The sequence below is a fragment of the Streptomyces sp. NPDC026522 genome (assembly GCF_055567555.1).
On the sequence record NZ_JBVHQF010000016.1, the window covers coordinates 13957 to 34899 of the forward strand.

The window sequence follows — 20943 nt, forward strand, 5'->3', positions numbered from 1 at the left end:
GGCGCCCGCCGGACGGAGTTCGGCGCAGCGGCCCGAAGCCCGGGAGGCCCGCCAGGGCGGGGGCGGTGCGAGGGGCGCGTCAGGAAGGTGCCACGTGGCGGCGGGCGCGGAGGGCCAGGCTGAGGGAGAGGACCGTTTCGGGGTCATCCAGGTCGGTGCCCAGGAGCTCCGAGATGCGGGCCAGCCGGTTGTACAGGGTCTGCCGGTTCAGGTGCAGCTCGCGCGCCGTCTCCGCCTTGCGGCCCGCATGGGCCAGGTACGTCTCCAGCGTCGGCAGCAGCGGCGGCCGCGAAGCCGCGTCGTGGACCCGCAGCGCCCCGATCGCGCGGTCCACGAACGCCGCCAGATCGGGGTGTTCGCGCAACCGCCACAGCAGCAGGTCGATGTCCAGGCGGCGCGCGTCGTACCAGGGCCGGGCCGGCAGGCCGTGGGCCGCGGTGGCCGTCTCCGCCGCGTGGCGCAGGCCCGCCGAAGCCGCCGCCCAGCTGCCGGAGACGCCGACGACCACCGCCGTCGGCGCCCCCGCCCGGTCCAGGCCCGCGCGTTCCACGCCGGCCCGCAGCGCGGCCGCCACCCGGTCCGCGACCGTCGTGCGCTCCGACTCGGTGCGCAAGGACACCAGCAGCGGGACCCGCCCCTCCACCGGCCGCACCCCCAGCAGCACCGGCACGCCGACCGCGGACAGTTCCTCCAGCACCGCCCGGGCCAGCACCGCCCAGTTCCCCGACGGGCCCGGGTCCGACGACAGCCGCATGACGACGGGCAGCAGCGGCCCCGCCCCGGGCCGGAAGCCGAGGACGCGGGCCTGCGCCGGCGCGTCCTCGGCCGAGATGCGGCCCTCCGCGAGGTCGGTGAGGAAGTCGCCCCGGCCGCGCGCGGCCAGCTCGTCCTCCTGGCGCGCCTGCATCAGTACCACCGCCAGCACCCCCGCCGTCCGCTCCGCCGCCATCCGGTGCACCGGCAGCAGCGGCGACGAGACGCCCAGCAGGACGACCCGGGCGCGGACCGAGCCGGTGCCGGGGCCGCCGCCGGGGACGTCGATGACCACGGTGTTGGCGGACGGCTCGGCCTCGCGCTGGCCCCGCAGGCCCTCCCACACCTGGAGCGGGTCCGCGGCGGCGTCGCCGCCCGCCGGACCGGCGGCGTACAGCAGCTGCCCGTCGGGCGTCTCCAGGAAGACCGGGTTCGCCGTGAAGTCGGCCAGGATGCGCAGCACCTGCGGGATCCCGCCACCGCCCAACAGCGCCTCCGTACATCGCCGGTGGACTTCCTCGGCGCGCTGGAGCAGGGCGTAGTGGCCGTTGACGATCTCGGTGTGGACCTCCTCCGTCACCGTGACGAAGGGGACTTCCCGGTGCAGTTGGACGAGCGGCAGGCCGGCCGTGCGGGCGGTCTCGACGATGGTCGCGGGCAGCCGGGTGAAGCGGGGCCCCAGCTCGACGACGAGCGCGGCGATCCCCCGGTCCGCGAGGCGCCGGACGAAGGCCCGCTGCTCGGCGGGCCGGGTGCCCAGCCCCAGCCCGGTGGTCAGCAGCAGTTCCCCGCCCTTGAGCAGCGACGCGATGTTGGGAACCTCGCCCGCGTGCACCCAGCGCACCGTGCGGCCGAGGCGGTCGGCGCAGGCCACCACCTCCGGCAGTCCGCTGCGCAGCCCCGGCAGTTCCAGCGCCCGCTGAACCGTGATGCCGCCCTGATTGTCCATATCGCGGGACGGTACCGCCCGTCGTGTTCCCCGCACATCACCGGGCGGTTTCGGCGCCCGATCCGTCCCCTTCCGGCCCGACAACTCGTATGACACGCAAGGAGATTATCGGACCGCTTGCCGATTGTGGCGTGCGTCACTCACCGACAGAGTGGCGCCCCTCCCGACAGGAACGAGGACGGCATGAGCAGAGATGTCACCGGCACCCCGCCCGCGGCGGCCGCAGCACCCCAGGTCCAGCGGCTCAAGGCCAACTCCGTCGGCCTGGTCGGCGTGGTGTTCATGGCCGTCGCCACCGCCGCGCCGATCACCGCGATGACCGGCAACCTGCCCATCGCGGTCGGCTTCGGCAACGGCACCGGCGCCCCGGCCGGCTACCTCTTCGCGACCGCCGTGCTCACCGTCTTCGCCGTGGGCTACGTCGCCATGGCCAAGCGGATCACCGCCGCGGGCGCCTTCTACGGGTACATCTCGCACGGTCTCGGCCGGATCGCCGGCATGGCCTCCGGCATGCTCGCCGTCCTCGCCTACATCGTCTTCGAGGCCTCGATCGTCGGCGTGTTCTCCTACTTCGCCAAGACCACCGTCCACGACCAGCTCGGCGTCGACCTGCCCTGGATCCTCTACGCCGCCGCGATGCTCGCCGTCACCGCCGTCCTCGCCCACTTCGACATCAACCTCACCGCCAAGGCCCTCGGGGTAATGCTGGTCGCCGAGATCGCCGTGCTGTTCGCCGTCGCCACCGCCGTCCTGATCGCGGGCGGCGGCCCCGACGGCATCCCCGTCGAACCGGTCAACCCGAAGAACGCCTTCACCGGCACCTCCGCCGGGCTGGGCCTCTTCTTCGCCTTCTGGTCCTGGGTCGGCTTCGAATCCACCGCGATGTACGGGGAGGAGTCCCGCGACCCGAAGCGGGTGATCCCCAAGGCGACCCTGATCTCCGTCGTCGGCGTCGGCCTCTTCTACATCTACGTCTACTGGATGACCATCGCCGGCAACGGCCTGGCGAAGTCGGTGGAGCTCTCCGCCTCCGCGAACCCGCTCGACCTGTTCTTCGCACCCACCGCGACGTTCATCGGCGGCTGGGCCGTGAACGCCTTCCAATGGCTGCTCCTGACCGGCTCGTTCGCCTGCGGCATGGCCTTCCACCAGTGCGCCGCGCGCTATCTGTACGCCATCGGCCGTGAGGGCTTCCTGCACCCCGCCCTCGGCCGTACGCACGTCAAGCACGGGTCGCCGTACCTCTCCTCGGTCGTGCAGACCGTCATCGCCACCGCCCTGGTGGCGCTGTTCTGGCTCACCGGCCAGGACCCGTACATCCACCTGTACACGCTGCTCGCGATCCTCGGCACGATGGCGATCCTCATCGTCCAGACGCTCTGTTCCTTCGCGGTGATCGGCTACTTCCGCAAGAACCACCCCGAGGACCGGCACTGGTTCAAGACCTTCACGGCGCCGCTGATCGGCGGGGTCGCCATGGCCGCCGTGGTCGTCCTGCTGGTGGTCAACATGGAGACCGCCGCCGGGCTCGCCGCCGATTCCTTCTTCTTCACCCTCATCCCCTGGATCGTCGGCGCCGTCTTCTTCGGCGGCCTGGGCCTGGGGCTATGGCTGAAATTCAAGGCCCCCGAGCGCTACGAGATCATCGGCCGCGTCGTGCTGGAGGACTCCGCCGAACGGGCCGAGGAACCCGCCCCGGCCGCCGCGACCGCCCGCTGACCGGCACCCCCCATCGGGCCCCCACCGGCCCCCACCGGCTCTGCCCCTCCCCAGCGTCTCCCCCCGACAAGGAGCCCCCGCCATGGCCCGTACGCCCCAGATGAACGCGCTCCGCCGGCTCGCCGCCGAGCACGCGGCCGCCCGCCGCCTCGGCCTGCCCGTGGCCGAGGTCCGCGGCCTCGGCCGCCGCGAGCTGCTCGGCCGGGCGGCCGCCCTCGGTCTCGGAACCGTCCTCGCCTCCGCCCCGGGCGCGTACGCCGCCGAATCCGCCCCCGCCCCGAAGCCGCCCGTCTCACCGGCCCGCGTCGCCGTCGTCGGCGCCGGCATATCCGGCCTCACCGCGGCCCTCACGCTCAAGGACGCCGGCGTCGCCTGCACGCTCTACGAAGCCAACCCCAGCCGGGTCGGCGGCCGCATGTACAGCCAGCGCACGCACTGGGCGTACGGCCAGACCTCCGAGATCGGCGGTGAGCTGATCGACACCAGCCACAAGAAGATCCTGGAGCTGTGCCGGCGCTTCGACCTGCCGGTCGAGGACTTCCTCGGCGGCGGCCCCAACGGCGCCGAGGAGATCCTCTGGTTCAACGGCACCTACTACCCGCGCACCCAGGCCGACGAGGACTTCAAGGCCGTCTACCAGGCGCTGCACCGCGATCTCCAGGACGCCGGCGAGGTCTCCTGGAACTCCAGCACCCCCGCCGGCGTCGCCCTCGACGAGATGACGCTCCACGAGTGGATCGAGACCCGGGTCCCCGGCGGGCACTCCTCGCAGCTCGGCCGGTTCCTCGACGTCGCCTACAACGTCGAGTACGGGGCCGACACCACCCGGCAGTCCGCACTGGCCCTGGTCCTGCTGATGGGCTACCAGCCCAACCCGGGCAACTTCAACGTCTGGGGCCTGTCCAACGAGCGCTACCACATCACCGGCGGCAACGACCGCCTCCCGAACGCCATCGCCCAGGCCCTGCCGGCCGGTTCGCTCGTGATGGGCCGCGAACTGGTCGCCGTGAAGGTGGCGGCCGACGGCACCCAGACGCTGACCTTCAACGACGCCGGGGCGGTCCGCACGGTCGTCGCCGACCACACCGTCCTGTGCCTGCCGCTGCCGGTCCTCCAGCGGATCGACCTGTCCGGGGCCGGCTTCGACCCGCTGATGAAGAACCTGCTGCGCGACGCCCGCATGGGCTACTGCACGAAGCTCAACATGCAGTTCACCGCCCGCCCCTGGCGCGGCACCGGCCCCTGGCCCGGCGTCTCGGCCGGCGACTGCTTCACCGACTCGCCCGTCCAGCAGGTCTGGGACACCACCAAGGTCCAGCCGGGCACCGGAGGCATCCTGCTCCAGTACGGCGGCGGCAGCCTGGCCGGGGCGCTCACCCCCGGCTCGCCGTTCGCCACCGACGCCGACCCGTACGTACGCGACCTCGCGGGCCGGGTGCTGACCGGCGTCGACGCCTTCTTCCCCGGCACCAAGGCCGTGTGGAACGGCCGCGCCCAGCTCTCGGCCTGGCACCTGAACCCGTACTCGCTGGGCGCCTACTCGTACTGGCCCACCGGCTACCTGCACCGGTACGCCAAGTACGAGGGCACCGCGCAGGGCCGCATCCACATCGGCGGCGAGCACTGCAGCTACGACTTCCAGGGCTTCATGGAAGGCGGCGCCACCGAGGGCGAGCGGGCGGCCCGGGAGGTGATCACCGCCCTCTCGTAGCGGCCATGATCCGTCAGACACCCTTTAAGCGGGCTTGACGTTGTGGTTGAAGCGGAAGACGTTGTCCGGGTCGTACTGCCGCTTCACCGCACCCAGCCTGCCCAGGTTCTCCGTGCCGAGCCCCGCGGCCACCCGCTCGGGTCCCTCGTCGCCGATGAAGTTGAGGTACACCGCGCCGGTGCTCCACGGCCGGGCGGCGGCGCGGACGTCCTTGACCCACTGGCGGCACCGCTCGTCGTCGGCCGGGTCCGCCCAGATGCCGGAGGGGTGCACGGCCCAGGGCGCGTCGCGGTAGGGCACCGGCCACTCCTGGGGGCCGGCGGCGATCGCGCCGCCCTGCGGCAGGACCAGGTGCCGGGTGCCCGTCGGCACCGGCAGGGCCTCCCCGCGCGCGCAGAAGACGTCCACGAACTCGTCCGGCAGGCCGGTCAGGTACTCCGCCGACCAGTAGTTCCGCATGTCGGGCGGGTCGTCCAGCATGCACTGGAGATCGGCGTAGGGGATCGCCGTCACCCTCTCCACCTCGTGCGGGATCGCGAGCAGCGGCTCGGCGAGCTTGCGCACTTCCTCCTCGGGACCCGCGTACGTCACCAGCGCGGCCGCCAGCAGCTTCCCGACCAGGGGCGGCGGGATGAACTCCTCGGGCGGCCCGGTCAGGTAGAGAGCGGCCCCGCTCGCCTCGGGCGGGGCCGCTTCCAGGACCTCCCGGAACGTGCGGATCACGTCGCGCCCGTGCTCGGGCAGGTAGATCAGGAACACGATGGACATGGCCGGCAGGTCGTGCAGGCGCAGGGTCAGCGAGGTGGCGACGCCGAAGTTCCCGCCGCCGCCGTGCAGCGCCCAGAACAGCTCGGGGTTCTCGTCGGCGGTGGCCTCCACCACGCTGCCGTCCGCGGTGACCAGCTCCGCGCCCAGCAGGTTGTCCACGGCCAGCCCGAACTTGCGGTCCAGCCAGCCGGTGCCGCCGCCCAGCACGCAGCCGCCCACCCCCGTGGTGGAGGCCCGGCCGCCGGTGGTCGCCAGGTCGTACGGCTGGCACGCCCGGTCCAGGTGGCTCATCGTCGCCCCGCCCTCGACGCGCACGGCCTTCGCCGCCGGGTGGACCGTCACCTCGTGCATCCGGCGCAGGTCGATGACGACGCCGCCGTCGTTGACGGACATCCCGGCGACGCTGTGCCCGCCCCCGCGCACCGCGACGTGCAGGTCCAGGTCCCGCGCGAAACGCACGGCGGTCACGACGTCGGAAACGCTCTCGCACCGCGCGATGACGGCCGGCTTCCGGTCGATCATCGCGTTGAAGACGGTGCGGGCCTCGTCGTAGCCCGGATCACCGGGGGCGAAGACCTCCCCGGCCAGATCCTCGCGGAGCGCGGCAAGGGCCGTGGCCGCCTTGGTGAAGGGTGCCATGACCAACCCCTCCTTCCCTGGAGGGCGAAGAACCCTTCCAGCCTAGGCGGGGGCCACCGTCCCGGCGCGCCGGAGCGCGCCGGGACCCGCGTCAGCCTCCGTACGCCCCGCTCGCCGTCAGCCGCAGCGCGGTGTCGATCAGCGGGACGTGGCTGAACGCCTGGGGGAAGTTGCCCACCTGCCGCTGGAGCTTGGGGTCCCATTCCTCCGCCAGCAGCCCCAGGTCGTTGCGCAGCGACAGCAGCTTCTCGAACAGCCTGCGCGCCTCGTCGACCCGGCCGATCATCGCGAGGTCGTCGGCCATCCAGAACGAGCAGGCCAGGAACGCCCCCTCGTCGCCCTCCAGGCCGTCGACCCCGGCGTCCTCGCCGGCGGTCGGGTAGCGCAGGATGAAACCGTCCTGGGTGGACAGCTCGCGCTGGATCGCCTCGATGGTGCCGATGACCCGCTTGTCGTCGGGCGGCAGGAAGCCCATCTGCGGGATCAGCAGCAAGGAGGCGTCCAGTTCCTTCGACCCGTAGGACTGGGTGAAGGTGTTGCGCTCCTTGTCGTAGCCCTTCTCGCAGACGTCGGCGTGGATCTCGTCGCGCAGCTCGCGCCAGCGCTCCAGCGGGCCGTCCACGTCCCCGCTCTCGATCAGCTTGACGGTGCGGTCCACCGCGACCCACGCCATGACCTTCGAGTGCACGAAGTGGCGGCGCGGCCCGCGCACCTCCCAGATGCCCTCGTCCGGCTCGTTCCAGTGGGTCTCCAGATAGCGGATCAGCTTCAACTGGAGCACCGACGCGTAGTCGTTGCGGGCCAGGCCCGTCATGTGGCCGAGGTGCAGGGCCTCGGTGACCTCGCCGTACACGTCGAGCTGGAGCTGGTGGGCGGCGCCGTTGCCGACGCGGACCGGCCGGGAGTTCTCGTAGCCCGGCAGCCAGTCCAGCTCGGTCTCGCCGAGTTCCCGCTCGCCCGCGATCCCGTACATGATCTGCAGGTTCTCCGGGTCGCCGGCGACCGCGCGCAGCAGCCAGTCCCGCCAGGCGGAAGCCTCGTCGCGGTAGCCGGTGCGCAGCAGGGAGGAGAGGGTGATCGCCGCGTCCCGCAGCCAGGTGTAGCGGTAGTCCCAGTTGCGGACGCCGCCGATCTCCTCCGGGAGGGAGGTGGTGGGCGCGGCGACGATCCCGCCCGTGGGGGCGTACGTCAGCGCCTTGAGCGTGATCAGCGAGCGGACCACCGCCTCCCGGTAGGGGCCGTGGTACGTGCAGTGCTCGACCCAGCCCCGCCAGAAGTCGGCGGTGGCCTCCAGGGCCGCCTCGGCGTCGGGGCACTCGGGGGCGCCCTTGTGGGAGGGCTGCCAGCTGATGGCGAAGGCCACCCGGTCGCCCGGCCCGACGGTGAAGTCGGAGTACGTCGTCAGGTCCTTGCCGTAGGTCTGCGCGTCGGTGTCCAGCCAGACCGAGTCCGGGCCGGCGACGGCCACGGTGCGGCCGTCCACCTTGTGCACCCACGGCACGATCCGCCCGTAGGAGAAGCGCATCCGCAGGGCGGAGCGCATCGGGACGCGGCCGCTGACGCCCTCGACGATGCGGATCAGCTGCGGGGCGTGGTCCTCGCGGGGCGGCATGAAGTCGATGACGCGCACGGTCCCCCGCGGCGTGTCCCACTCCGATTCCAGCACCAGGGAGTCACCGCGATAGCGCCGGCGGTCGGCCCGGGGGGCCGGGGTGCCGGACGGGACCGCGGGGCCGACCCGCCAGAACCCGTGTTCCTCGGTGCCGAGAATGCTCGCGAAGACAGCATGGGAGTCGAAGCGTGGCAGGCATGCCCAGTCCACGGCCCCGTCCCGGCAGACCAGAGCCGCGGTCTGCATGTCGCCGATCAGTGCGTAATCCTCGATGCGCCCGGACACGTTGCATCTCCAGTCGAACAGCCACGTCCGCCCCTGAGGGCGCTTGCAATGCGCGGATGCGCGGTCACTTGTGTGAAGGGATCCCCGCGTCGAGCCTAGATTGCCGGATGTGGCGTGGTTACACCGTATGCCGGACTGCTCGGCGGCGATGTGCAGCGATATTCGAGCAGGATATGACGGCACACTAGTGATCTCCTTAAGCCCCGGGACAATGTGACTCGGCCGAATGGGTGACCAGGGCGGATACCCACGCCCGGCGGGCCCCAACCGGGTCCGGCGAAGGTCCGGGGAGCGTGGCCGGAAGCGGACGGGTCCGGGCGCTGATAGGCTGGTACCCCGTGGACCGGTGGTCTGCCTGTGCGAATCAGGAGCCCCGAAACCGCAGCTTCGGCGCCCCCAGAGACCCTCGGATCTCCGCGGAACGGCGCCGGACGCACCTCACCTCGCGACCACGGGAGCCCCCTCTTGGCTATGCCGCCCGCTGCTTTTCGAAACAGCACAGCCATGACGACCAAGCACATCTTCGTCACCGGGGGTGTCGCTTCGTCCCTCGGCAAGGGCCTGACGGCCTCCAGCCTGGGTGCGCTGCTGAAGGCGCGCGGCCTGCGGGTCACGATGCAGAAGCTCGACCCGTACCTGAACGTCGACCCGGGCACGATGAACCCCTTCCAGCACGGAGAGGTGTTCGTCACCAACGACGGTGCCGAGACCGACCTGGACATCGGCCACTACGAGCGGTTCCTCGACGTCGACCTCGACGGCTCGGCCAACGTCACCACCGGCCAGGTCTACTCGCAGGTCATCGCCAAGGAGCGGCGCGGCGAGTACCTCGGCGACACCGTGCAGGTCATCCCGCACATCACCAACGAGATCAAGCACCGCATCCGGCGGATGGCCACCGACGACGTCGACGTGGTCATCACCGAGGTCGGCGGTACGGTCGGCGACATCGAGTCGCTGCCGTTCCTGGAGACGGTCCGCCAGGTCCGCCACGAGGTAGGCCGCGACAACGTCTTCGTCGTGCACATCTCGCTGCTCCCCTACATCGGCCCGTCCGGCGAGCTGAAGACCAAGCCGACCCAGCACTCGGTGGCGGCGCTGCGCAACATCGGCATCCAGCCCGACGCGATCGTGCTGCGCGCCGACCGCGAGGTGCCGACCTCCATCAAGCGCAAGATCTCGCTGATGTGCGACGTCGACGAGGCCGCGGTGGTCGCCGCGATCGACGCCAAGTCGATCTACGACATCCCCAAGGTGCTGCACACCGAGGGCCTGGACGCCTACGTCGTCCGCAAGCTCGACCTGCCCTTCCGCGACGTCGACTGGACGGTGTGGGAGGACCTGCTGGACCGGGTCCACAACCCCGACCACGAGGTCAAGGTCGCGCTCGTCGGCAAGTACATCGACCTGCCCGACGCCTACCTGTCGGTGACCGAGGCGCTGCGCGCCGGCGGCTTCGCCAACCGGGCCCGCGTCCAGATCAAGTGGGTCACCTCCGACGACTGCAAGACGCCGGAGGACGCCGCCGCGCAGCTGGGCGACGTCGACGCGATCTGCGTGCCCGGCGGCTTCGGCGACCGGGGCGTCAACGGCAAGGTCGGCGCGATCACCTACGCCCGCGAGCACAAGATCCCGCTGCTGGGCCTGTGCCTGGGTCTGCAGTGCGTGGTCATCGAGGCCGCGCGCAACCTGGCGGGCATCGAGGAGGCGAACTCCACCGAGTTCGACGCCTCCACCCCGCACCCGGTCATCTCGACCATGGAGGAGCAGCTGGCCTTCGTCGAGGGCGCGGGCGACCTGGGCGGCACGATGCGCCTGGGCATGTACCCGGCGAAGCTCGCCGAGGGTTCGATCGTGCGCGAGGTGTACGGCGACCAGGCGTACGTGGACGAGCGCCACCGCCACCGCTACGAGGTGAACAACGCCTACCGCGGCGAGCTGGAGAAGAAGGCCGGCCTGGTCTTCTCCGGCACCTCCCCGGACAACAAGCTCGTCGAGTACGTCGAGTACCCGCGCGAGGTCCACCCCTACCTGGTGGCCACCCAGGCCCACCCGGAGCTCCGCTCCCGTCCGACCCGGCCGCACCCGCTGTTCGCGGGCCTGATCAAGGCCGCGGTGGAACGCCAGCAGTCGGCGAAGTGATCGCGTAAGCGCATAACGTAGGCAGCCGGGGCACGCGATCGTGCCCCGGCTGTCGCGTTTCTCCGGAAGGTACTGGGCATGGGGATGACCATGGGCAACGACAACGGCATCGGCACCGGCATCGACATCGCGGACACACCGGAGTCCTGGGAGGTCGTCGCCTCGCGGACCCCGTTCCAGGGCGCGAAGACGGCGGTCCGCTCCGAACAGGTGCGGATGCCGGACCGGGCGGTGGTCCGCCGCGACTACCAGGTGCACCCCGGCTCGGTGTGCGTACTCGCCCTCGACGAGGAACAGCGGGTCCTGGTCCTCAAGCAGTACCGGCACCCGGTGCGGCACAAGCTGTGGGAGCTGCCCGCCGGACTGCTGGACGTGCCCGGCGAGAACCCGCTGCACGCGGCGCAGCGCGAGCTCTACGAGGAGGCGCACGTCGAGGCCCGGGACTGGCGGGTGCTGGTCGACTTCTTCGCCACCCCCGGCGGCTCCGACGAGGCGATCCGGGTCTTCCTCGCGCGGGACCTCGCCCAGGCCTCGGGGGAGCGCTTCGCGGTGTCCGAGGAAGAGGCCGACATGGAGCTGGCCCGGATCCCGCTGGAGGAGCTGGTCGGGGGCGTGCTCGCCGGTGAACTCGGCAACCCCGGCCTGGTCACCGGGGTCCTCGCGCTGTCCGTGGCGCTCGCCCGCGACGGCGGCACCGACTCCCTGCGCCCGGCCCTCGCGCCCTGGCCGGCCCGGCCGTACGAGGCCTAGCCGGCGGCCGCTGGGCCGGACGGGCTGCTGATGTGACGATCGGCTGATCCGATCGGGCGATCTACCCGCCGCGCTCGACACGGACCGTCGCTCTGCGTGAACTACGCTCGGCAACCCTAAGGCAGGGAGAGGAGCGGATCCGTGACGGATTTCGTCGGGCGGCGGCGTGAGCTCAAGGAGCTGCGCGAGGACATCGCGCGGACCGGACTCGACACCCTCTCGGGCCGCAAGGCCAAGGCCCCCCGCGCGCGGGTGCTGCTCATCGCCGGACGTCCGGGATCGGGGCGCACGGCCCTGGCCGAGGAGTTCGTACGGGAGGTCCGCGACCAGTACCCCGACGGGCTGCTGCGCGTACGGCTCACCCTGCCCGGCGGCGGAACCGTCGCCACCGAACGGGCGGTGCGCACCCTGCTGGAGGGGCTGGGGCGGCCCACCCCGCCCGGTGCCTGCGAAGACGACCTCAGCTCCGCCCTGCGCGCCGCCCTCAAGGGCAAGCGGGCGGTCCTGCTCGTGGACGACGCCGCCGACCCGCACCAGGTCGACGCGCTGCTGCCGGACACCCCCGAATGCCTGGTGGTGGTCACCGCGGAGGGGCCGCTCACCGGGATTCCGGATGTCCGCCCCTGCACCCTCGGCGGCCTCGACACCCCCTCGGCGGTCAAGATGCTGGCCGGTGGCATCCGCGACACCCGGATCACCGTCGACCCGCTCGCCGCCGAAGCCCTCGCCCAGGAGTGCGGGGGGCAGCCCGCCGCGCTCAGCCTGGCCGGCGGCTGGCTCGCCGCCCATCCGCAGGCCTCCGTCGCCGACGTGGCCAAGCAGCTCCACGACATGCCGCCCGGCACCGACGGGCCGCTCGGCCGCGCCTTCCGGCTCGTCTACGAGTCCCTGCCGCAGCCCGCCCAGCGCACCCTGCGGCTGCTTCCGCTCGCGCCCGCCGGGATCGTCGACTCGCACACCGCATCCGCCCTCGCCGGCTGTTCCGTCGCCGCGGCCCAGTCCACCCTGGAGGACTTCGCCGGGCTGGGCCTCGTACGGCACGCGCAGGACGGGCTGTTCCTGCTGCCCGGCTGCCTGGCACCGCTGCTGCGGGCGCTGCTGGAGGCCCGGGAGCGGCCGGCCGAGGTGCAGCTGGCCCGCGCCCGGATGCTGGAGCGCACCGTGCGGCTGCTGGGCTCCTGCCGGGCCATGGCCGCGGACGACGAGGAACACGTACGGGAGCGGCTGGACGGGCTGCCGCGCGCGCTGCGCTTCCCCGACCGGCGCGCGGCGGCCACCTGGCTGGACACCCGGCTGCCCGCCCTGACCGCCTCGGCCTCCCTCGCGGTGGCGGACGGGGAGCTCGACACCCTGGCCCGGCGGCTGGTCGCCGCCCTGGTCCGGGCCCTGGCCGAGCACCGCGGCACCACCGCCGCCGCGCCCGAGCTGTACGGGCTGCACCGCCTGGTCCTCGGCGTCGCCGAGCGCCGCGGGCTGCACCGGGAGCGCGCCGCGGCGTTGCTGAACCTGGCCGATCTGGATGCCGAGACGGGCCGTACCCACGAGGCACTGGAGCGCTACCGGGCCGCGCTGGACGCCGGAAAGGCGGCGAACGACCCCTACGCGACGGGCCGCGCGATGGAATCCGTAGGCGGTGCGTACCAGGAGCTGGCGGACTGGCACCGGGCCTGCGACTGGTTCGGCCGGGCCCTGTCCCAGGCACTCGCCCGGGGGGAGCGCGCGGACGAGGCGAGGCTGTACGGACGGCTGGGCAACGTACACACCTATGCGGGCCGGTACGGGGACGCGCTGCGCAGCTGGCGGGCGGCCGCCGCGGGGTACCGGAAACTGGCCGATGTCCCGGGCCAGGCAAAGGCGTTGAGCGAGATGGCGCGCATTCAGGAGTACGCCGGCCGGCCCGCGGAATCGCTGCACACCTGCCGTCAGGCCGTCGAGCTGGCGCGCAGGGCGGGAGACCTGCGGCTCCAGGCCGCCCTCCAGGTGCGACTGGCCGACACGCTCGACCGGCTGGGCGACCCGGCGGCCGCGCGGCTGCACCGGTCCGCGGCCGACAGATTGCTGGGAGACGACCCCGCAGCCTGCGAAATCCGCAGTGATTCCGACTGAGATTATTTGTTTGCAAGGCTAGACAGCGCCTCATCCTTCATTAGACTGGCTTCACCACGTCATCTCGTGGTGCATCCCGTTGCGCGTTCTTGTGGGCGGGTATGTATGGAAGTGCCCCGAAATATCCCCTGAGCCAAGGACCGTGATCGACGATGAAGGTCGGCATCCCCCGCGAGGTCAAGAACAACGAGTTCCGCGTGGCCATCACCCCCGCCGGTGTCCACGAGCTCGTCCGCAACGGCCACCAGGTCTTCGTCGAGCAGAACGCCGGTGTCGGCTCCTCGATCACGGACGCCGAGTACGTCGCCGCGGGCGCCGAGATCCTCGGTACCGCCGACGAGGTCTGGCAGACCGCTGACCTGCTGCTGAAGGTCAAGGAGCCGATCGCGGAGGAGTACCACCGCCTCCGCAAGGACCAGACCCTCTTCACCTACCTGCACCTGGCGGCCTCCCGCGAGTGCACGGACGCCCTGCTGGAGTCCGGCACCACCGCCATCGCGTACGAGACGGTCGAGCTCGCCAACCGCGCGCTCCCGCTGCTCGCCCCGATGTCCGAGGTCGCGGGCCGGCTGGCCCCGCAGGTCGGCGCCTACCACCTGATGCGCTCGGCCGGCGGCCGCGGCGTGCTCCCCGGCGGCGTCCCCGGCACCCACGCCGGCGAGTGCGTGGTCATCGGCGGCGGCGTCTCCGGCTGGAACGCCGCGCAGATCGCCATCGGCATGGGCTTCCACGTGACCCTGCTCGACAAGGACATCAACAAGCTCCGCGAGGCCGACAAGATCTTCGGCACGAAGATCAAGACGATCGTCTCCAACGCCTACGAGCTGGAGAAGGCCGTCATCGAGGCCGACCTGGTCATCGGTGCGGTGCTGATCCCGGGTGCGAAGGCCCCCAAGCTGGTCACCAACGAGCTCGTCGCCAAGATGAAGCCCGGAAGTGTCCTTGTCGACATTGCGATCGACCAGGGCGGCTGCTTCGAGGACTCCCGTCCGACCACCCACGCCGAGCCGACCTTCCAGGTCCACAACTCGGTCTTCTACTGCGTCGCCAACATGCCGGGCGCCGTGCCGAACACCTCGACCTACGCCCTCACGAACGCGACCCTGCCGTACATCGTGCAGCTCGCGAACCTCGGCTGGGTCGAGGCGCTGCGCCGTGACCCGGCGCTCGCGCTGGGCCTCAACACCCACGACGGCAAGGTCGTTTACGGTCCGGTCGCCGAGGCCCACGGCCTTGAGACCCTGCCGCTGAACACGCTGCTGGGCTGAACCGTCAACGACTGACGTCAATCTCACGTCTCCGGCCGGACCTTGCCCGCAAGGTCCGGCCGGACGCGTTTGCGCGGCGCGCGGGGACCCCGCTCAACTCGCCTCGAACGTAACCCTTTAACCCTTTCGCACACCCGCGAAACTTCGCAGTGACAGCTCGTACGCCCTTGACAGAGTGGTGTTCGCTTGCCGACACAACGCGGCGGGTCCGGCGGATTGTGTTGCCGCTGAGTGGTGACACGCCATAGAGTCGCCAACCGTCGGCATGGTGCCACGCTGACCTATCGATAAGTGTCCTGGTCACGTCCGAGGAGGTAAGACGACTTGTGAATGAGTCGACATTTGCTCCTGGGGGTGGTCGAGCAGGAACGCCAGAGCGGGGCCGAGGTCCCGCCGGAGCCGAGCCTGTCGGCTCCGTCGCAGTCCGCACCTTCGCAAACCACCAGCACATGACGACGCCCCAAAAGAGCATGGACGGCCTAGACGTGAACTCCAGGGCCGGCGACCCGAGCGGCGAACAGCCCGTGGGATTCGCCGACTACGACCAGGTGCCCGAAGGGCACTTCTACGACCCCGACGCGGAGTACGAGCCCGACCCCGAGTACGCGGCCACTCTCGCCCCCGACGCTGCCCGCCAGCGCCGCGAGCGGATCGGCCCGACCGGACGGCCGCTGCCGTACTTCCCGATCCCGGGCCCGCTGACCGACCACGGTCCCGCGAAGATCATCGCGATGTGCAACCAGAAGGGCGGCGTGGGCAAGACCACGTCGACCATCAACCTGGGTGCCGCGCTCGCCGAGTACGGGCGCCGCGTGCTGCTCGTCGACTTCGACCCGCAGGGCGCGCTGTCCGTGGGCCTCGGCGTCAACCCGATGGAACTCGACCTGACGGTCTACAACCTGCTCATGGAGCGGGGCATGTCGGCCGACGAGGTGCTGCTCAAGACGGCCGTGCCCAACATGGACCTGCTGCCGAGCAACATCGACCTGTCCGCCGCCGAAGTGCAGTTGGTCAGCGAGGTCGCGCGCGAGTCCACCCTCCAGCGGGCGCTCAAGCCGCTGATGCAGGACTACGACTACATCGTGATCGACTGTCAGCCCTCGCTCGGCCTGCTGACCGTGAACGCCCTGACGGCGGCTCACAAGGTCATCGTGCCGCTGGAGTGCGAGTTCTTCGCGCTGCGCGGTGTGGCGCTGCTGACCGAGACGATCGAGAAGGTGCAGGAGCGGCTCAACCCCGAGCTGGAGCTCGACGGCATCCTCGCCACGATGTACGACTCCCGTACGGTGCACAGCCGTGAGGTGCTGGCGCGCGTCGTCGAGGCGTTCGACGACCACGTCTACCACACGGTCATCGGCCGCACGGTGCGCTTCCCGGAGACCACGGTCGCCGGCGAGCCGATCACCACCTACGCCTCCAACTCCGTCGGCGCCGCCGCCTACCGCCAGCTGGCCAGGGAGGTGCTCGCCCGGTGTCCCGCCGAGTGAGTCTGCCCGGAGCCGACGAACTGTTCCGTACGACCGGGGGGATGGCGCTCCAGTCGTCCTCGCCGCGGCGCGGGGTGGAGGAGCCGGTGACGAACGGCTCGCCTTCGCCGTCGCCCTCACCGTCCGCTTCGGCGGACGAGGGCCGGGGCGGCCGGGAGGCCGGGGAACCGGCGGTGGGCGCGCAGCGGCGTCCGCAGGAAGGTTCTGCCACCGCGGCCGGGGCGTCCTCGCCCCGGCCGGGCAAGGGTCAGGGCCGGGGCGCGAACCGGCGCCCCAGCGGGCGTGAGCGGCACGACGAGAAGATCACGGTCTACGTCTCCGCGGAGGAGCTCATGGACCTGGAGCACGCGCGGCTGGTGCTGCGCGGGGAGCACGGCCTGGCGGTCGACCGCGGCCGTATCGTCCGCGAGGCGGTGGCGGTGGTCCTGGCCGACCTGGAGTCGCGCGGCGACGCCAGCATCCTGGTCCGCCGCCTCCGCGGCCGCTGACCCGCCCGGACCCGGCTCCTGCGCCGGGCCGCCTCCGCGACGCCCGTGCGCCCCGGCTTCCGTAACGGGCAGTCCCCTCGCCGCCTGCCCCGCCGCTTCGCCGCCCGTCGTGACCGCCCGTCCTCTGGCGCGGCCGGATCATCGGGGCGCCCGCCACCGGCCGCCTGCCGCCCCCGGCCGGCCCGTCGCTCGTCGGCCGGGGAACGCCGTTGAGGGGGCGCGGTGCTCGCCCCGTCCCACCGTCCCACCGTCCCACCGTCCCACCGTCCCCCCGCTCCGGCGCCTCGGCCAGGGACTGCCCCCGGCCCCGGCATTCGTGTGGCGGGGCCAGACCGTCAGGACGTGACAGCGGGTCGGCCGCCGCTGCTGCCCGAGGCCGTCGGCTTCGGCTGGGCCGTCGTCGGGCGGCCCCCCGCGTCGGCCCCTGGCCGGCTCCCGCTCCGGGGAAGCTGCCCGGCGCCTGCCCCGCACCCCCGCCTCGGCGCCCCGGTGCCTGGGGCGGGGCGCCAACCGCCCGCCCTACGGCGCTGCCGGGCCTGGGCGGCCAAGCCGCCGGGGAGTGCGCCGCCTGCCGCTGGGCCGGGCGGGCGCGCCTGGCCGGTGGTGCCGCTCGGTCGGCTTCGGCTCCGCCGTCGGTCCTCGGTCTTGTCCGGGGCGGGCGGTCATCGGCCGCTCGTCCGGGGTCCGCGGGGGCGCGCTTGCCGTGGACCGGGTGCGGCCCGTTCCCCGGGACGCGGGGGGTTGGGTTGCGCCGGTCGGCAGGAGCGGGCGGGCCGGTGGTTAGGCTGCTGGCACGGTCGTCTCCGTACCACCCCGAACCTGGATCCCGATGCCCTTTCCCGCCGAACCCGGCCGCCCGCCCCGTCGCCACCTGGGACGCGGCCCGGGCGCCGCTGCCCCGGCCGCCCCCCGGCCGGACGGCACCGAGGCCGAGGGCCGCGACCGGCGCGACGCGGCCGGTACCCGTACCCCCCGGGCTCCGGATGCCGGTCCCTCAGCCCCGGCGTGCCAGGAGTCCGAGCCCCACGGCCCCGACCACGTCCACCGCCCCGGCCCCGCCGCCGGTGGTTTCGGGCCGGCGGGCCCCGAGGCGGGGACTCCCGGCGCGGTGGCCGAGCAGGGGCGGGGCTGGGGTCCGCGGGACCCCGGAGCTCGGGTGGCCTCGGCCGCCGCTGTCCGTCGCCCCGGGCCTTCCGGCCCGGCGGGTCCGATGGGTCCGGTGGTCCCGGCGGCGGAGGGTCCCGGCCCGGTCCTGGATGCCGGTGGTTTCGGGCCGGCGGGCCCCGAGGCGGGGGCTCCCGGCGCGGTGGCCGCCGGTGCTGCCGTACGTGGCGAGGTGGCTGCGGCGGCGCCGGAGGGAGTAGGGCTCACCGGGCAAGCAGGCCCGGCGGCGTCGGCGGCACCCGTCCCGGCGGACCGTGCCGACCGCCCCCGGCCCTCCGGCCTGGAGGGCCGGGTTCCGGATGCTGGGGGCCCCGGCTCGGCGTCGGCGGCATCGGACCGCTCCGGGGAACGGCGGTTCACGTTGCGGCTGGCCAATTTCGAGGGGCCGTTCGATCTGCTGCTCCAGCTGATCTCCCGGCACAAGCTCGACGTCACCGAGGTCGCGCTCTCCCAGGTCACCGACGAGTTCATGGCGTACATCTGTGCCATGGGCCCCGACTGGGACCTCGACCAGACCAGCGAGTTCCTCGTCGTCGCCGCGACCCTGCTCGACCTCAAGGCCGCCCGGCTGCTCCCCGCCGCCGAGGTGGAGGACGAGGCCGACCTCGCCCTGCTCGAAGCCCGGGACCTGCTCTTCGCGCGGCTGCTCCAGTACCGGGCGTACAAGCAGGTCGCCGCGCTGTTCCAGGACTGGACCCGGCAGGAGGGCAAGCGGTACCCCCGTACCGTGGGACTGGAGCCCCACCACGCCGAGCTGTTGCCCGAGGTCGTCATCAGCATCGGCGCCGACGGCTTCGCCCGGCTCGCCGTACAGGCCATGCGGCCCCGCGCCGAGCCCCAGGTGTACGTCGAGCACATCCACGCCCCGCTCGTCAGCGTCCGCGAGCAGGCCGGCCTGGTCGTCGCCCTGCTCAAGGCCCGCGGCGAGGCCACCTTCCAGGAGCTCACCGAGGGCGCCCCCGACACCCTCACCGTCGTCGCGCGCTTCCTGGCCCTGCTGGAGCTCTACCGCGAGAAGGCGGTGGTCCTCGACCAGGAGCAGGCCCTCGGGACGCTCACGGTGCGCTGGAGCGGCGGGGACGGCGACGGCATGCCGAGGGTGACGGACGAGTTCGACCAGATCGTGGAGGCGAAGGAATGACCGAGGTGGCCGAGGTGGCCGAAGGGGCCGATGTGGTGGCCGACGTGGCCGGGCTCGCGCTCAAGGGCGCCCTGGAGGCCGTCCTCATGGTCGTGGACGAGCCCGCGACCGAGGAGCACCTCGCCAAGGTGCTGGAGCGCAGTCCGCGCGAGGTGGCGGACGCCCTGCGCGAGCTCGCCGACGAGTACACCGTCCAGCGGCGCGGATTCGAGCTGCGCCCCGTCGCGGGCGGCTGGCGGTTCTACAGCCGCGCCGAGTACGCCCCGGCGGTCGAGGCCTTCGTCCTGGACGGCCAGCAGGCCCGTCTCACCCAGGCGGCCCTGGAGACCCTGGCCATCGTCGCGTACCGCCAGCCGGTGAGCCGCTCGCGGGTCTCGGCGGTCCGCGGGGTCAACTGCGACGGGGTCATGCGGACCCTGCTCCAGCGGGGTCTGGTGGCCGAGGCGGGGACGGAACCCGAAACAGGTGCGATCCTGTACAGGACGACGAACTACTTTCTGGAGCGGATGGGCCTGCGCGGCCTGGACGAGCTCCCGGAGCTCGCGCCCTTCCTCCCCGAGGCGGACGCGATCGAAGCCGAGACGCAAGAGGGTGTTCCGTCGTTCGATCCGGATGCACCGGATACCGATGAAGACGACAAGACGACGGAACTTTGATGCGAAGCAGCGGTAACGGCAACGGCGGCGGCAACAGGAACAGCGGCGGCGGTGGTGGCGGGCGCGGAAACTCCCGCGGCGCCGGCTCCGGCGCGGGCGGTGGCTACCGCGGCGGCGGCTCCGGCGGCGGTGGCGGCTACCGCGGTGGCGGCTCGGGCTCGGGCGCGGGCGGTTCCCGCGACCGGGACCGCGACCAGGCGCCCCAGCGTCCCCGCAACCCCCGCCCCGAGGAGCGGCGCTACGACGTCGGCCCCGAGGGCGAGCGTTCGGGCCGCAGCGGCCCGAAGGCGGGCGGCGGCGGCGCCCGCGGTGCCTCCGACGGCGCCCGGGGCGGTGCGCGCGGCGCGGCCGCGCGCGGTGGTGCCAAGGGCGGCCCCAAGACCTCCAAGACCCCCGGCATCGGCGGGGCCGGCGGTCCGCGCCGCGGCCCCGGCAGCCGCAGCGGCCAGTCCCGCCCCCGCGAGCTGGACGCGCGGATCGAGGAGCGCGTGCGCGACCGGTACGCGGACAAGCCCGTCGTCAAGACGCCGAAGACCTTCCCGGGCGCCGAGGAGGAGGGCGAGCGGCTGCAGAAGGTGCTCGCCCGCGCCGGCATGGGCTCGCGCCGTGCGTGCGAGGAGCTCATCGAGCAGGCGCGCGTCGAGGTCAACGGCGAGATCGTGCTGGAGCAGGGCAAGCGCGTCCAGCCGAAGGACGAGATCAAGGTGGACGGCCTGACCGTCGCCACCCAGTCGTACCTGTTCTTCGCGCTGAACAAGCCCGCCGGCGTCGTCTCCACCATGGAGGACCCGGACGGCCGCCAGTGCCTCGGCGACTACGTGACCAACCGCGAGACGCGGCTGTTCCACGTCGGCCGGCTCGACACCGAGACCGAGGGCATCATCCTGCTCACCAACCACGGTGAGCTGGCCCACCGCCTCACGCACCCCAAGTACGGCGTGCAGAAGACGTACGTCGCCGCCATCACCGGCTCCCTGCCCCGGGACATCGGCAAGCGCCTCAAGGACGGCATCGAGCTGGAGGACGGCTACGCCCGCGCCGACAACTTCCGCGTCCTGGACCAGGTCGGCAAGAACTACCTGGTCGAGGTGACCCTGCACGAGGGCCGCAAGCACATCGTCCGCCGCATGCTGGCGGAGGCGGGCTTCCCGGTCGACAAGCTCGTGCGCACCGCATTCGGGCCGATCGAGCTGGGCGACCAGAAGTCCGGCTGGCTGCGCCGCCTGACCAACACCGAGGTCGGCATGCTGATGCGCGAGGTCGGCCTGTAGGCCGTCCCGCCCGGCTCGGACAGGACCCGCGGTG

General features: G+C 72.5%; 14 protein-coding genes. 11 read left to right on the forward strand and 3 right to left on the reverse strand.

Features of this window, described 5'->3' with window-relative positions:
* Positions 1 to 79: 79 nt before the first annotated feature.
* Entirely contained in the window at positions 80 to 1702 is a 1623-nt protein-coding gene (locus tag ACZ4M3_RS32165) for a PucR family transcriptional regulator (RefSeq protein WP_467738653.1), read from the reverse strand.
* 183 nt (positions 1703 to 1885) lie between these two features.
* On the opposite strand from ACZ4M3_RS32165, the gene ACZ4M3_RS32170 reads away from it, so the two are divergent.
* Both ACZ4M3_RS32170 and ACZ4M3_RS32175 read left to right on the forward strand, forming a co-directional pair.
* Positions 1886 to 3421, forward strand: coding sequence for an APC family permease (locus ACZ4M3_RS32170; RefSeq protein WP_467738654.1), 1536 nt, complete (start codon positions 1886 to 1888; stop codon positions 3419 to 3421).
* Positions 3422 to 3503: 82 nt separating this feature from the next.
* The gene (locus tag ACZ4M3_RS32175; protein ID WP_467738656.1) at positions 3504 to 5132 is read left to right on the forward strand and encodes a flavin monoamine oxidase family protein; all 1629 of its coding nucleotides are present in this window, start codon (positions 3504 to 3506) and stop codon (positions 5130 to 5132) included.
* Between the two features lie 24 nt (positions 5133 to 5156).
* Here the strand turns inward: ACZ4M3_RS32175 and ACZ4M3_RS32180 are convergent, their stop codons facing one another.
* Positions 5157 to 6539 (reverse strand): FAD-binding oxidoreductase, encoded by a 1383-nt coding sequence (locus tag ACZ4M3_RS32180; RefSeq protein ID WP_467738658.1) that lies wholly within the window; start codon positions 6537 to 6539, stop codon positions 5157 to 5159.
* 91 nt (positions 6540 to 6630) lie between these two features.
* Positions 6631 to 8436 (reverse strand): glycoside hydrolase family 15 protein, encoded by a 1806-nt coding sequence (locus ACZ4M3_RS32185; RefSeq protein ID WP_453354553.1) that lies wholly within the window; start codon positions 8434 to 8436, stop codon positions 6631 to 6633.
* Between the two features lie 471 nt (positions 8437 to 8907).
* Between ACZ4M3_RS32185 and ACZ4M3_RS32190 the strand changes: the two genes are divergently transcribed.
* From ACZ4M3_RS32190 to ACZ4M3_RS32230, 9 genes are all read left to right on the forward strand, one after another.
* On the forward strand, positions 8908 to 10578 hold the full coding sequence (locus ACZ4M3_RS32190) for a CTP synthase (protein ID WP_467738850.1): 1671 nt from the start codon (positions 8908 to 8910) through the stop codon (positions 10576 to 10578).
* A gap of 120 nt (positions 10579 to 10698) precedes the next feature.
* Complete coding sequence (locus ACZ4M3_RS32195; protein WP_467738852.1) at positions 10699 to 11328, forward strand: NUDIX domain-containing protein; 630 nt, start codon at positions 10699 to 10701, stop codon at positions 11326 to 11328.
* Between the two features lie 141 nt (positions 11329 to 11469).
* Entirely contained in the window at positions 11470 to 13434 is a 1965-nt protein-coding gene (locus tag ACZ4M3_RS32200) for an AAA family ATPase (RefSeq protein WP_467738660.1), read from the forward strand.
* Between the two features lie 152 nt (positions 13435 to 13586).
* On the forward strand, positions 13587 to 14702 hold the full coding sequence (ald, locus tag ACZ4M3_RS32205; protein ID WP_453354555.1) for an alanine dehydrogenase: 1116 nt from the start codon (positions 13587 to 13589) through the stop codon (positions 14700 to 14702).
* 326 nt (positions 14703 to 15028) lie between these two features.
* The gene (locus ACZ4M3_RS32210) at positions 15029 to 16189 is read left to right on the forward strand and encodes a ParA family protein (RefSeq protein WP_467738662.1); all 1161 of its coding nucleotides are present in this window, start codon (positions 15029 to 15031) and stop codon (positions 16187 to 16189) included.
* Positions 16174 to 16677 (forward strand): hypothetical protein, encoded by a 504-nt coding sequence (locus ACZ4M3_RS32215; RefSeq protein WP_467738664.1) that lies wholly within the window; start codon positions 16174 to 16176, stop codon positions 16675 to 16677. The genes ACZ4M3_RS32210 and ACZ4M3_RS32215 overlap by 16 nt, the downstream gene beginning before the upstream one ends.
* Positions 16678 to 18202: 1525 nt before the next feature.
* Entirely contained in the window at positions 18203 to 18982 is a 780-nt protein-coding gene (locus tag ACZ4M3_RS32220) for a segregation and condensation protein A (RefSeq protein WP_467738666.1), read from the forward strand.
* Complete coding sequence (gene scpB, locus ACZ4M3_RS32225) at positions 18979 to 19638, forward strand: SMC-Scp complex subunit ScpB (RefSeq protein ID WP_467738668.1); 660 nt, start codon at positions 18979 to 18981, stop codon at positions 19636 to 19638. Before ACZ4M3_RS32220 ends, scpB begins: the two co-directional genes overlap by 4 nt.
* Positions 19638 to 20909 carry a pseudouridine synthase gene (locus ACZ4M3_RS32230; RefSeq protein WP_467738670.1) on the forward strand — a complete coding sequence of 424 codons (1272 nt, stop codon included), beginning with the start codon at positions 19638 to 19640 and terminating at the stop codon, positions 20907 to 20909. Before scpB ends, ACZ4M3_RS32230 begins: the two co-directional genes overlap by 1 nt.
* Positions 20910 to 20943: the final 34 nt, after the last annotated feature.